Annotated in this window: 11 protein-coding genes, 2 tRNA genes and 1 pseudogene; 5 read left to right on the top strand and 9 right to left on the bottom strand. The window is 40.3% G+C overall.

Annotated elements, in window-relative coordinates:
* From A2003_RS08370 to A2003_RS08350, 5 genes are all read right to left on the bottom strand, one after another.
* On the bottom strand, window positions 1-583 hold a 583-nt coding region (locus A2003_RS08370; RefSeq protein WP_286687143.1), incomplete at its 3' end, for a DUF4382 domain-containing protein.
* A gap of 267 nt (window positions 584-850) precedes the next feature.
* Window positions 851-926: transfer RNA gene (locus A2003_RS08365), tRNA-Lys, on the bottom strand.
* A gap of 119 nt (window positions 927-1,045) precedes the next feature.
* Window positions 1,046-1,121: transfer RNA gene (locus A2003_RS08360), tRNA-Lys, on the bottom strand.
* A gap of 173 nt (window positions 1,122-1,294) precedes the next feature.
* The gene (locus A2003_RS08355; RefSeq protein WP_004958749.1) at window positions 1,295-3,136 is read right to left on the bottom strand and encodes a long-chain-acyl-CoA synthetase; all 1,842 of its coding nucleotides are present in this window, start codon (window positions 3,134-3,136) and stop codon (window positions 1,295-1,297) included.
* Window positions 3,137-3,328: 192 nt separating this feature from the next.
* Window positions 3,329-6,688, bottom strand: a complete 3,360-nt coding sequence (locus A2003_RS08350) for an Rne/Rng family ribonuclease (RefSeq protein WP_286687142.1) — start codon at window positions 6,686-6,688, stop codon at window positions 3,329-3,331.
* A gap of 790 nt (window positions 6,689-7,478) precedes the next feature.
* On the opposite strand from A2003_RS08350, the gene A2003_RS08345 reads away from it, so the two are divergent.
* The 4 genes from A2003_RS08345 to A2003_RS08330 all read left to right on the top strand — a co-directional run bounded on the left by A2003_RS08345 (window position 7,479) and on the right by A2003_RS08330 (window position 10,519).
* Complete coding sequence (locus A2003_RS08345) at window positions 7,479-8,411, top strand: RluA family pseudouridine synthase (protein ID WP_004958755.1); 933 nt, start codon at window positions 7,479-7,481, stop codon at window positions 8,409-8,411.
* Window positions 8,408-9,082, top strand: coding sequence for an HAD-IA family hydrolase (locus tag A2003_RS08340; protein WP_039047646.1), 675 nt, complete (start codon window positions 8,408-8,410; stop codon window positions 9,080-9,082). Before A2003_RS08345 ends, A2003_RS08340 begins: the two co-directional genes overlap by 4 nt.
* Window positions 9,083-9,157: 75 nt before the next feature.
* Window positions 9,158-9,856 carry a helix-turn-helix transcriptional regulator gene (locus A2003_RS08335; RefSeq protein WP_004957644.1) on the top strand — a complete coding sequence of 233 codons (699 nt, stop codon included), beginning with the start codon at window positions 9,158-9,160 and terminating at the stop codon, window positions 9,854-9,856.
* 51 nt (window positions 9,857-9,907) lie between these two features.
* Window positions 9,908-10,519, top strand: a complete 612-nt coding sequence (locus tag A2003_RS08330) for a glutathione S-transferase family protein (protein WP_004958762.1) — start codon at window positions 9,908-9,910, stop codon at window positions 10,517-10,519.
* Window positions 10,520-10,563: 44 nt separating this feature from the next.
* On the opposite strand, the gene A2003_RS08325 is transcribed toward A2003_RS08330, so the two are convergent.
* The gene (locus A2003_RS08325; RefSeq protein WP_004916643.1) at window positions 10,564-11,472 is read right to left on the bottom strand and encodes a LysR substrate-binding domain-containing protein; all 909 of its coding nucleotides are present in this window, start codon (window positions 11,470-11,472) and stop codon (window positions 10,564-10,566) included.
* Window positions 11,473-11,858: 386 nt separating this feature from the next.
* Here A2003_RS08325 and A2003_RS08320 point away from each other — a divergent pair, with 386 nt between their 5' ends.
* A complete protein-coding gene (locus A2003_RS08320; protein WP_286687141.1) occupies window positions 11,859-12,911 on the top strand; it encodes an MBL fold metallo-hydrolase in 1,053 nt (350 codons plus the stop codon).
* On the opposite strand, the gene A2003_RS08315 is transcribed toward A2003_RS08320, so the two are convergent.
* From A2003_RS08315 to A2003_RS08305, 3 genes and pseudogenes are all read right to left on the bottom strand, one after another.
* Window positions 12,898-13,305 carry a DoxX-like family protein gene (locus A2003_RS08315; RefSeq protein ID WP_201897811.1) on the bottom strand — a complete coding sequence of 136 codons (408 nt, stop codon included), beginning with the start codon at window positions 13,303-13,305 and terminating at the stop codon, window positions 12,898-12,900. The two genes, A2003_RS08320 and A2003_RS08315, sit on opposite strands and share 14 nt — an antisense overlap.
* Window positions 13,302-13,742, bottom strand: a complete 441-nt coding sequence (locus A2003_RS08310; protein ID WP_130575461.1) for a thiol-disulfide oxidoreductase DCC family protein — start codon at window positions 13,740-13,742, stop codon at window positions 13,302-13,304. Before A2003_RS08310 ends, A2003_RS08315 begins: the two co-directional genes overlap by 4 nt.
* Before the next feature lie 102 nt (window positions 13,743-13,844).
* A pseudogene (locus A2003_RS08305) lies at window positions 13,845-14,055 on the bottom strand (hypothetical protein); the annotation flags it as partial.

The raw sequence follows: 14,055 nt of genomic DNA, 5'->3' as shown, positions 1-14,055 counted from the left end.
CACTCACAACTTGTGGTGTTGCTGTGACAACTGGTTTCAGGTTGTATGAACCATTTCCACGTTTCACAATAGATTGGCATGCATCAAAATCTAAAACAAGGTCAACTAGCGTGTCTGGCTTTACATCAAATGATCCCACGACTTTATAGCCACTCTGAGCCGCGCTCGGTGTCGTCAATGCTAGCTCGGTACCTCCTGTAGGAACAACAGAGTTAGCCCATTTTGATCCTTGATTTTGATCTAGAACTAAACGGATTTGTGTATAGCGCCCAGCTGGAAGAGGGGTCTGTCCTAAAGTTGTGAGAGCACCATTGGTCAGTGTAAGTAAATCTATTTTTTTAGGATTAGCTAGTTTTACTGAATACCAGCCTGCATCGCTATCTTTTGCTGTACTACTGCTATGTACTTTTACCTCTTTGACAGTGACATAGACGTGATCCATTCCACAAGCAGGGTTATCGGTTAGGCTGACATTGAGCGTGCCTGTATTGTTTGAATTATTATCAGCGCTGCTTCCACCACCACATGCAACTAAGCCTAAAGAAGTTATAGCAACCAAGCTAATCAATTGAATATTCTTCATGAATAGGTCCTTTCATCCGAGAATAGTATGTAAAATTGTTTTCGGAGTATAAAAGATTTAGTCAAAATACTATGTTGTATAATTATAAATATTTGTTTTTATTGATTAAATTTGTGTGAGCTAGTTTCTGTTTTATACATAAAGATAGTTGTAGATCATGATTAGATATCATTTTAGATGAAGTAATCACAAATCCCAACTTCACAGATATTAACTTCATGAATAGGCATAAAAAAACCTCATCATATGATGAGGTTTTTTAGAATTTGGTGGGTCGTCCGCGACTCGAACGCGGGACCAACGGATTAAAAGTCCGCTGCTCTACCAACTGAGCTAACGACCCTGAGTGAGGGTAAGTAAAATAACCTTTACTTAGACCTTAGAGAAAATCTATAATTTTTCTAAGTTAAACCTCTTACAGGCGTTTGTAAAATACATTTTACAAACTATCAAAACATTAAGTGGTGGGTCGTCCGCGACTCGAACGCGGGACCAACGGATTAAAAGTCCGCTGCTCTACCAACTGAGCTAACGACCCTAAGCAAGCGATTAAACATGCTTCGCAAGTACAACCAATCAGTTCTAAGTGCGTCTTCGTTTTGATGTTGCGTATTCTAGCAACTTATTCAGCTAACACAAGAGGAAATTTAAAAACATCTGCATGATTGTTTATAAAAAGCACGATTTCCTCTTGTTTAGCTAAAAAATAAACTAGAAACGGTATTGATATGCCTGAATATTCTCAAAGATTTCAGCATTTACATCACAGTAGCTCGTTGCGCCTGGTAATAAAACCAACAAGCGTTCATCTGTCTTGCTTGGGTCAAATGCATCTTCTTTCAGCTTATTCTTTTGATACTTAAAGGTACCTGTTGTTTCAACTTTGGCTTGTACACGTAAGAACACCGGAATCGCATAAGCTGGTAAGCATTTCTTGAATACACTGACCATTTCCGTAAGGTCATTATCATTCAGTTCAGCGCCATCGGTTAAAGTGATAGCAGCCATACCTGCACGACCATTGGTGTTTGGAATTTCTACACCATAAACAACAGCTTCAGCGATCTTTTCGTATTCAGAAACCATGTTTTCAACTTCAGTCGTTGAAACGTTCTCACCTTTCCAACGGAAAGTATCACCCAAACGATCTACAAACTGTGCATGACGGAAGCCAATGTCACGTACTAAATCACCAGTGTTGAAATACGAATCACCTTTAGTAAAGACATCTTTCAAGATAACTGATTTGTTTTTCTCAGGATCAGTATAACCATCGAAAGGTGAACGGCTAGTAATCTTACCTACGAGTAAGCCGACTTGACCTGTTTTGACTTTCTTGCAATAACCTTTGCTGTCACGTACTAGTTCGTTTTTCTCTTTGTCATATTCAACAATTGCATATGGTGTAGGAGAAAAACCAACTGTATTGTCAAAGTTGAAAATATTGCTGAAGCCAACGTTACCTTCACTTGATGCATAAAGCTCAAGGACTTCTTGAACACCAAAGCGCTCTTTGAATTTGCCCCAAATATTTGGTCGCATACCGTTACCAATCATTTTGGTAACACGGTGAGCACGGTCAAGTTCTGTAACTGGTGCATCCATGAGGTAACGACATAATTCACCGACATAACCGATCGCTGACGCATTAAATTTCTGAACATCTTTCCAGAATGCACTCGTCGAGTATTTACGACGTACAGCTAAAGTTGCGCTACCAGCAATCACACCACACCAGCACACGACGACGCCTGTTGCATGATAGAGCGGTAAAGTGACATACATTACATCATCTTTACCTAAATTTAGAATATGACCGTATGTACCATAAGCAAGTGTCCAACGGCTATGCGTGAAGATTACAGCTTTAGGCAAGCCTGTCGTGCCAGATGTATAGATATAGAATAATCCATCTTTACCTGTCACAGTGTGTGTGGTTGATGGATTGAATTTAGGGAATTGATCAATTTGTTGAGCAAGATTGACATAGCCTTTAGGTGCTACACCGGCATTTTGACGAGTTTCTTGATCTGCAAACCAATGGAAACGATCTTGAGCAACAGTTAAATCTTGACGAATTTCATCTATCGCAGCTCGTACTTCTTCGCCAGCAATCACCGCGATAGGATTAACTAAGTTAATACTGTGTGCTAGAACTTTGCCGACCTGTGATGTATTTACAAGTGCAATCGTTACGCCAATTTTAGCTAAAGCAACAATAGTGGCAATCAATTCAGGGCGGTTTTCGACCATCACTGCAATTACATCACCTTTTTTTGCCCCAATCGACAAGTAGTAATGCGCAATTTGGTTTGCCCATTCGTTCAAAGCACTGTAGCTATAACGTTGATCTTCAAATAACAGGGCGATTCCTTGCGGATTACGCTTAACTGCTTTTTCAAAGGCAATTCCTAAGCCTGCTGGGGAAGTAGGCGTCCGCAAATAAGCCTGTTTAAGACCATTGAGGATATGAGGTACTTTTGTGATGAAGTTGGGAAGGCGAGTTGCGACATCACTAAGGGTAATAATATCGGTCTGTGTAGTTTGGCTCATATCAATCCTGTTTATTTTTTCGATCAATCCAAAAAATGGCTATCTGTTGGAACACAACCATTAAGATCATTGTTGTTAATGCTGTTTTTTAATGGGAAGTTCCTAGAGCAATCAACCTAATCTGACAAAATAACAAAAAAGCCTAGTCATCGAAATGACTAGGCTTGTGCTTATTGTGTGCAATTTAGCAAATTATTCATTGCCAGCAGTTGCTTTTTTCGGTGGACGACCACGAGGGCGACGAGGGCGACTAGATTTATCTTTCTCTAGTTTCGCAGCTTCATCTTCCGCTTCAGTCTCATCACCTTCAACAACAGTCTCTACTTTTTCTTCGGCTACAGCGACTTCAACGGTTTCTGTTTCAGTTGCTTCTTGTTGAAGAACAGTGGTTTGTGCTTCTTCAATTACTTCTGCAGCAGTTTCTTGAGCATCTTGCACTTCTGTTGCCGTTGTGAGCTCGAGAGGTTGTTGCTCAGGAATTGCATCAACTGGCTCTGAAGTAGAAGTTGCTGGTTCAGCTTCTTTCGCTTCAACTGGCGTCTCTGCGGTAGTTGCTGGTTGAGCTACTGAAGCGTTCGCTGCAATATGTGCTTCTTTCGCTTGTTCCGCAGCAAGTTTGGCAAGGCGACGGCGTTCACGAGGGTCATTTGCAACGCGAGTCACAGGAGCTTCAGGTGGTGTTAACGGTAACACTGGTGCAGGTTCTGCTTCCTGAGTTGGCTTCTGTGAAGGAAGAACAGCATCACGTGTAACAGGACGCTTTTCTTCAACCACAACAGTTTCTACTGCAATACTACTTGCGTATTGTTCAGCGAACTTTTGTAATGCACGGTTGAACGTTGTGACTAAACCAAATTGTTCAATCAAAATTGTGCAATCTTCACCATAGATATGGCGAATCAGACCACCAATAGTATATTGCCCTAAGGTTGGTATCTGCGAGTGCGCAATTTTAGGTGCTGGCTTTTGATTAGTATGCCCGCTACCTTGATGCGAACGGCGACGTGAACGAGGATCGTTACTTGCACGTTTTACAGGCGCTACTTGAGTTGATGGCTCAACAACAGCAGTTTCTTCAACTTCTGGCTGTGCCGCTTGAGTTGGCTCAACTGTTTCTGCTGTCGCAATTACAGCTTTTACAGACTCAGTGTGAGGCACATCTAACGGTGCTTTTTCTGCATTAATTGCAACGATTTCACTTTGACCTTGATCAATATTTACGATCAATGCCGTGTTCATCGCTTCCGCACGTGGTGCATCAACAACGTCCACTTTTACTTGTTGTGGATTAACTGCCTCTTCAGCTGTTACTACTGGAGTTTCATTTAAAACACTTTGGTCACGATGACGGTTTGGTCGGTTCGGACGCTGTTGATTGTTGCGATCACGACGTGGCAAAGGCGCAGACTCATTCACTGCAGTTTCTTGATGTTGCTGCTGAGCTTCTTGAGGTTGATGACGCTTTTGCTGGCGTTTTTGATCACGTTGTTCTTGACGTTGTTCATGACGTGAAACTTGAGTCACTTCTTCATGCACTTGATTTTGTGGTTCATGTGCATGTGAGTGTTGCTCACGTTGTTCTTTATGTTTGCGCTTCTTCTGGTTTTGATTAGGACGATGAGATTTTTCGTCTTTTTCAAATGTTTCACGTGCTTCTTGTTTTGCTGGTGCTTGTGAAATATAAGCGTTATTGCTTGCAGGAGCAGGTGTTTCTACAGCTGCAGGAGCAGGGATATTCACTTGTCCAAACTGACCACGACTTACTGCGCCGTTATTGATCATTTGCTCAATCGCAGCAGCAGCATTTTGTGCAGAACGAGATTGATCAGTAGTTTGAGCTTGTTTTTGAACAAATAAGTTCTCTAACCAAGCACAAGGACTTGCTGATTTCTGTACAGTGGCTTGAGCTGGTTTTGCTTGCGCAGCTTGAGCTTGATGGGCTTTCTTTTGTGGTGCTGTTGCATTTTGTGCAGCAGCAGCTGGATGGCTGTGATCTGCTTCTTCTAAATGCCAATCAGAAGACTCATAACCAAGTTCTTTTTCACTTGAACGAGTTGCTTCAGTACGTTCATAGCTAGATGGGGCAAAGCCATCTGGATTGAACTGGATTTGATAATGTGGTGTTTCCAAGTGCGGGTGAGGCAACACAGTGACACGTACATTTGAAGTTTGTTCAAGATAAACCAGGCTGTGACGCTTTTCATTCAATAAGAACGCAGCGATTTCAACAGGTACTTCAACTTGAACTTCACCTTGGCGTTCACGTAAAGCAATTTCTTCAACTTTACGCATAATCGAAAGTGAAAGTGAACGTAAGTCACGAACCATTCCTGTGCCATGACAGCGTGGGCACACATAACCTGTCGCTTCTTCTAAAGAAGGACGTAAGCGCTGACGGCTCATTTCCATCAGACCAAAACGTGAAAGTTGACCGAACTGGATACGTGCACGATCGCTTTGTGTCGCTTCACGTAATTTCGCTTCAACCATACGTTGGTTGCGATCTTTGGTCATGTCGATGAAATCGATCACAACTAAACCGCCAATATCACGTAAGCGAAGTTGACGCGCAATTTCTTCAGCTGCTTCTAAATTGGTATTTAATGCAGTTTCTTCAACATCGTGACCACGCGTTGATTTCGCTGAGTTAATATCAATTGAAACTAAAGCTTCAGTTTGATCAATCACAATTGAACCACCTGAAGGAAGTTTTACTTCACGTTCATAAGCGGTTTGGATTTGACTTTCAATCCCGAAGTGAGCAAATAAAGGCTCATTCAAGGTATAAGTTTTTAACTTATCAAGCTGACGTGGCATTACTGCTTTAACAAAGTTATACGCTTCGTTATATGCCTGCTCGCTATCAATCAAGATTTCTGCAACGTCATCACGTAAGTAATCACGAATAGCACGCGTCACTACACCCGCTTCTTGATGAACAAGCATTGGTGATGGACCTGAACTTGCAGAGCTTTGAATTTGAGCCCAAAGATCCAACAAATGTTGTAAATCCAGTTGAAGTTCTTCTTGGGTGCGACCGATACCTGCGGTACGAACAATCACGCTCATGCCACGAGGTACATTTAGAGAAGATAAAATTTCTTTTAGCTCTTCACGCACAGAACCTGAAATTTGACGGCTGATACCACCACCTTTCGGGTTGTTTGGCATAAGAACTAAATAACGACCTGCAAGAGAAATAAAGGTAGAGAGGGCAGCACCTTTGTTGCCACGCTCTTCTTTCTCAACTTGAACGAGTAGTTCAGTACCTTCAGTGATTAGTTCACGAATGTTAGAAGTTTGACGAGGATCTGCTTTGAAATACGAGTTTGCAATCTCTCGCATTGAAAGGAAACCTTGACGCTGAGCGCCATACTCGACGAAAACCGCTTCTAAAGATGGTTCAACGCGAGTGACGTGACCTTTGTAGATGTTTGATTTTTTTTGTTCACGAGTACGGTTTTCTAAATCGAAATCGTAAAGGCGATTACCAGTGATAAGTGCAACGCGAACTTCTTCGGCGTGGGTTGCATTAATCAACATACGTTTCATGGGTGTGACACCTAATAGTGATGCACAAAAACAACAAGCTCAATACTTTTGAGCAAACATCAAATTGACGCGATCAAGACTCAGAGGCTACTTTTATTTGCGAAGCTCTGAAACCACTGACTGTAAATTTCCAGTTTGGGCTTTGATACGGTTGTTTCGATGTTGGCAATACTGCTTCTATCTTTGGTCTGTTGATATTTCATCTCTGTCTTGCATCTGAGAAATATGGTAAGACCCCGACATAATCAAAGTTTCCTGTACGCTTCACTGGCGGGTGAGCGGTGCATTGGATGGTGACTTTCACTGTCATTAAGCATTGAAGTCGATCCATCTGGAAGTCTTGATACGGAATGATCATCGTATCACTGCTTAGCAGTTCCAATGCATCAACGCTTTAGCCTGAATGCGACATCAGGGAGCAAATTGTCTGATGTGGATCAGTTTACGTTTAATAACCAACAAATTGCTGGCGACATATTTTTTCTGAGCAAACTGCATGTGCTGATGCACAATTAAACGCAACAGTTTGTCATTTTGCCGATATAATAAGCCTTCGGCGTCGGCATAATTCTTTAGGACCTATCCGAGTTGTTGGTGAAGATCTCATCGATTTAAAATTTTATCTAAATAAAATTTCTGATTTGATGCTCACTTACGGTGGTATCCGTGCGCTGAATATATCAAACCTTGCGGCATCTGCCTATGGGCTAAGTTTAGGTTTCTTGTGAAATAACTTAGCTAAATGATCATTTTTTAATCGTATTTAGCAAATCTTGGATGAATCGAACGTATGAATTCTACACAACAATGGCAAAGTGTCACTTGGTTTGACGTGGATGAGCATCAAGAAGGGCAGCGAATCGATAATTTTTTATTTACCCGATTAAAAGGTGTTCCTAAAAGTCGAATCTATCGTTTGATTCGTGAAGGACAGGTTCGTGTCAACAAAAAAAGAATAAAAGCAGAAACACGACTGAGTATTGGTGACCAAATTCGAGTTGCGCCGATTCGTTATGAACAAAAAGATGAAACCGATGCACCTGTGAGTGATGGTGTAGCGCAAAGTTTACTCGGTCGAGTGGTTTACGAAGATGAAGGCTTATTAGTGGTGAATAAACCATCTGGTATTGCCGTTCATGGTGGTAGCGGGGTTGCATATGGCTTGATTGAAGCCATGCGTGCTGCGACAGGCAAAAAATATTTAGAATTGATTCATCGTATTGACCGTGATACCTCAGGTCTAGTGATGATTAGTAAGAAGCGAAGTACCCTCAAGTTACTTCAGGATCTATTGCGTGAGCATAAGATTAAGAAGACCTATGCAGCAATCGTCAAAGGGCAAGTGAGTTTGGATCAGCAATTGATTGATGCGCCTTTGCTTCGTTATGAACTTGCGAATGGTGAGCGACGTGTCCGTGTCACTAAAGAAGGTAAACCTAGCAAGACGGAATGGAAGGTGATTGAGCGATTTAAAGCCGCAACATTAGTCCACGCTTCACCATTGTCAGGTCGTACACATCAAATTCGTGTACATGGTCTAAGTATCGGGCATCCTTTGATTGGGGATGATAAGTATGGTCACAATACAGCTTATACAGGTCCTGAAGCACGCCGTTTATGCTTGCATGCAATGCGCTTAGATATTCCGAACTACCCAACCATCGAAGCACCAATGCCTGAAGATATGCAACAGGTGATTAATGAGTTGAGAAAGCAAAAATGAGTCAGAATGTTGAATTAGTCATTTTTGATTGGGATGGGACGTTGTTTGACTCGGTTGGGCAAATCGTGGCAAGTCTGCAATACGCAGCACAGCAGTTTGAACAACCGCTTACCGATGATGCTGCAAAAAGTATTATTGGTTTAGGCTTACCTGAAGTCATGCAAATTTTATTTCCACAGGTACCGCATTTGCAGCAAGATATTTTGCAATGCTATGCAGATCATTATGTTGCCAACTCAAAAGGTGATGCTTGGTTTACGGGTGTTGCTGAACTTTTGCTAGAGTTAAAACAACAAGGTTTAAAACTTGCTGTGGCGACTGGTAAAAGTCGTAAAGGTTTAGATCGAGTTTTGAGCCAAACCAATAGTCATCATATTTTTGATATTACCCGCGCAGCTAGTGAAACTAAGTCAAAACCAGATCCGCTGATGTTGCAAGAAATACTCACGGAAATGGATGTGGCTGCTGAATCTGCAATTATGGTAGGTGATACCAGTTATGATCTTGAGATGGCTCAAAATATTGGCATGCCTCGAATTGGGGTGAGTTATGGAGTGCATACTGTTGAAACATTAGTGCAGTATCAACCTTTGACGATTGCAAATGATGTGGCGGAGTTGCATCAGTATTTGCGCAATCACTTAGCTGAGTTTGCTTTAACTGAAAGTTAAACAACAAAAATCATTTGAGACGACACAGATAGGGATTGATCAATCCCTATCTTCAATAATAAAAATAGGGAAAGTATGAGTCGTTCCATTCGTTTACTTCATTTATTACAACTGCTTAGAGAATACCGTTATCCTGTTACTGCACAGGCGCTAGCCGAACGTCTTGAGGTTAGCCAACGCACTTTATATCGAGATATTGAAACACTACGTGAGCAAGGCGTCAGTATTGATGCTTCGGCAGGACTGGGATTCCAGCTAAAAGAAGATTTTCTTTTGCCGCCAATGACTTTAAATGAAACTGAAATTGAAGCAATTTTTCTTGCGTTGAATTGGTTAAAAGACATTCCTGATCAAGCACTGAAAGCGGCATCAACCTCCGTGTTAGCTAAACTGAATGCAGTTTTACCTCAGCACTGTCAGCATTTGCTAGAGCAGACGACCTTAAGGTCGATTAATACATGGTTGCCTGTCGATGAAATGCTCGTTGAGCAAGTGCGTTTAGCTATCCGCCAACAAGTAAAAATCCTCGTGGATTATGCAGATGAGCAACAACGAATAAGTACAAGAATGCTTTGGCCTTTTGCTTTAGGATATTTTAATGATCGTATTGTGTTAGCAGCATGGTGTGAGTTACGCGAAGGGTTTAGACACTTTCGTATCGATAGAATACGTGAGTTAAGTTTGACCCAAGTCCATTATCCACAATTCAAACAGCAATTATTTCAACAATGGTGGGTTCAAGAAGTGTGTGAATCGACTACTGACAAAAACTGACAATCAAAGCGATTAAATTTAAATAAAACCAATAAACAAGGAAATACAAAAATGGCACTTAAACTTTATACCAATAGTTTTTCACGCGGTGTGGTCGTGGATTGGCTACTACTAGAACTCGGAATTGAATGCGAGCGTATTGAGGTTGCATTTAAAACTGAAATGAAAACACCAGAATATTTGCAGATGAATCCTTTTGGTAAAGTACCTGTTTTGGTTGATGGTGACATTGTTATTTATGAATTGGGTGCAATATGTGCTTATTTAGCTGATAAATTTATAGATAAAGGACTAGCACCTGCACTCAACGATCCCAAACGAGGTTTATATTATCGTTGGTTGTTCTTTATCTCAGGGCCATGGGAAGCGGCAGCGACAGATCGAATGTTGGGTATAAATGAGGTTACACCTGAGCAGAAATCTTCGATTGGTTATGGTGACTACCAAGATGCTTATCATGCCTTTGTGGTTGGATTGAATGAAGCAGCTCCTTTTTTATGTGGAGAACAATTCACCGCTGCTGATGTGTTAGTTGCAGCAATGTTATTTTGGCAGTTGAAAATGGGTGAAGTACAGTCGCATCCTGCTATTGAACGATATTTACAGAATGTTAGTCAGCGCCCAAGTTATCAGAAGTTTGCTGAATTCTTTAGTAATGCTTAAGCCCAAACATCAAAAAAGCCGACAACTCGGCTTTTTTTATTTTTTCAGCTTGCATAAAGTGCAAATTGATCAAGTGCAAATACTTGCCTAATCTCTTCCAAAAATTGTTCGGTCGCTTGATTGGGGGGATTTTTATTAAACGCCATAAATACATCCAAACTGGGCAATGGCTTGGCTAAGGGTTTTACAATGACTTGATCAGTCGCTAGGGCTTCCATGTAGGATGGCAGAATTGCACAGCTCACACCCGAGTTTACCGCTTGAATGCAATCCACTATATGATTGGTTTCATGGATGGTTTTGAACTGAATTTTATTAAATTCAATATATTGCAAAATCGTTTTCGATAAGGGCTGTGACAATTTATTAGAAAGGATGGTTAACTCTAACTCTTTTAATTGCTCAAGTTTAATTTCTTCAAATTTAGCAAAAGGATGTTGTTTCGGGAGCATAAATACAAGAGGCTCTTTCAAAACTAACTGACTGGCAAAAGTATCATTTTGAAAATCTTGATTAATAAAAATAATGTCTAAATCACCTTTTTTTAATTCAGTGATTTGGTCAGTTTCTTTTAGATTGAGTGTACAAATTTGTAGTTTTGGAATTTTCACGCGTAAACGTGGCAAAATATAAGGAAAAATACGGATTTCTGCTGAAGGAACGAATCCAATTCTAAGACATTGAACTTTTGCAGCAGCAACTTGTCGCGCCATTGTCACTGCTTTATCTGCTTGAGTGATCGTTAAACGTGCCTGCTCTAGAAAAACATGACCTTCATCTGTCAATTCTACTTTTCGTTTGGTTCTATGAAATAATTGAACACCAATTTCATCCTCTAAATCCTTGATTTGTTGGCTTAAAGATGGCTGTGCTGTATGAAGCTTAATTGCTGCTTTACTAAAACTTAGCTCTTCGGCAACGGTGATGAAGTAACGTAAATGTCGTAATTCCATAAGACGAATCCAAATGTGCCTTATTCTAGTTTTAGAAAGATTGATAACGGGTGAAACTAGCGTAAGACTATATCATAGCTGTTTTTATGACCGATGTGCTCAGTTTTGAGATAGAAAAAATGTATTAAAAACCTAAAATTGTGACTTAATCTGATCATGATAAAAAATTGAACCTTTATATAAATTTATGTTGACTCATTAGGTGAAAATCAGCATAACTAAATGGGTTCTACGAGGACTAAAGTGCATGAATTGAAATGCATTCAAACTTCTCAAAATTGATACATTCACGTGAGATGGAAAACGTTAAAGTAGAAAGCTATTTATCTGATAAATAGATCACCATCGCTGCTTGAGATGATTAAATTCCACTATAGAAGAAGTACATGAAAGATAAGCCGACATTAACTTACCAATTGCCGACCCAATCTTGCTTGAGCCATACTTTTGGGAAACCACCATTTCCTCATGAGGCTTCTGACCATTGTGGTTTTGATCGTTTTTATAATATTGAAAAACGTGATCCACCATTTGATCGAACACGCTTGTTTAAATGGCTTGCAACACGGAAGTCATATACGTGGAACGTTGATCGATATCACGAGCAAAATCTACGAAATCAGATGCTTGAGTTACCTCAAAATCGACCACATGCTGATTTAAATGACTGGAAAATTTGGTTCGTAGGGCATGCAACGGTATTGATCCAAATCGGTCGTTACAATTTCCTGACGGATCCCGTTTGGTGTGAGTATGTGAGTCCTCAGCAGGGGCATGGTCCGCAACGTGTTTGCCCTGCAGGTATTGCTTTGGAACACTTGCCTTGGATTCATGGTGTGTTGTTAAGTCATAACCATTATGACCATATGGATTTAGCCAGTTTAGAGTGGTTACATCAAAAATTTGCGATGCCGATCTATACTGGGCTTGGTAATGGATATTATTTGCCTAAACACTTTCATGTTATTGAGATGGATTGGTGGCAAGAAATTCCTTTTCATGATGAATTAAAAATTGCTTATACACCTGCACAGCATGCCTCTGGTCGTGGCGTGCGTGATCAAAATAGGGCCTTATGGGGTGGCTTTTCATTATTGGCAAAAACAGGACATTGTTTCTTTGCTGGTGATACGGGATATTCCCCACATTTTAAAAAGATTCATGAGCGTTATGGCGATGCCCGTGTAGCGCTATTACCAATAGGGGCTTATGAACCACGTCAATTGATGCGCTTTGTTCATATGAATCCACAAGATGCTTTTCATGCACACTTAGATCTACATGCCCACCGATCATTGGCGATTCACTATCGAACTTTCCAGCTCACCGATGAAGACCGTGATGCACCTGAACATGAGTTGCAACAAGCAATGAAGTCCTCGTCAAAATTGGTCAATCCATTTTATTGTATAAGAGAAGGACATTTTATTCGTGCTTGATCTGTTTGAGGACATCAATACACCACAATGCAATAATTGAAAGGCTAATCAATCCGAGATTCATGACGACAGGATTAAATGCTTGGTAAATTCGGTTTGGGTAGATCAATAAAACGAAAAAAAATAACCCAATCAAACTGATAATATTTAGCCAGTGTAAATATCGCTGCGTAAACAATAAAAACATAAAACCGAAGATAATTTCAGCGATCCCTGAAAGTGAAATGATCCAGAAGATATACTCTGAAGTTAAGCCCATGTATTGCCAAATGTATTGTTCATCCTCTACTTTAAAAATCAATTTTGGAAATAAACCCTGATAAATCCATAGCAAGGCAATCATCCATTGACTGAACTTCAAAATGCGTTGATGGGTTTGGATTAATTTATTCATGAGACCATATCATCAGTTAAAAAATGCGCCGCGATTTCAGGTGTCATTCTGTAGCATTGTTCAGTCTTGCCAAAAAGACGATAACGGTTGAGCGCAATTCGTCGGTATCCAAAATCTCGGATCACTTTGGGAATAAACTGAGTGTACTGAAGTGTTGAATATGGAAAAGATAAGTGCTTAATGATTCTGATAAAAGCAGTTGATTCTGTATACAGTTTTCCACGCTCTACTAATACCATTGTTTCAAAATGATCAGTAGGAAGTTGATATATCGTTAAAATACGTTGACCTATTGGTGACTGAACTGATGCTAACTTGAATTGAAGTTGAGGATCATTTTTTACCATGAAATTTGCCCATGCGGAGCATAATACACAATGAGCATCAAACAAGATGATGCTATTGGTTTGGATTATATGATCGAGTGAAGTAGTCATTGTTATTATTTTCCTGATTCATTGTTGTGATCATAGTTCAAAATCCAGCATAAAAAAATGAAGAACCATAAAAGGTTCTTCATTTCTTCATTTTAAGAGGATTTAGGCAAGATCAAATCGATCTGCATTCATCACTTTTACCCAAGCTTTCACAAAGTCTTTAACGAACTTTTCTTTATTGTCATCTTGAGCGTAGACTTCAGAATAGGCACGTAAAATCGAGTTCGAACCGAAGACTAAGTCAACACGACTTGCAGTCCATTTAACTGTACCTGCGTCACGTTCAACGATGTTGTAACTATTTCGACCAGTT

Origin of the sequence: Acinetobacter sp. GWC1_38_13 (assembly GCF_001767535.1) — a bacterium.
Taxonomy (GTDB): Bacteria; Pseudomonadota; Gammaproteobacteria; order Pseudomonadales; family Moraxellaceae; genus Acinetobacter; species Acinetobacter junii.
The sequence above is the reverse complement of the archived record's forward strand: the minus strand, read 5'-3'. Positions and strand labels throughout refer to the sequence as shown.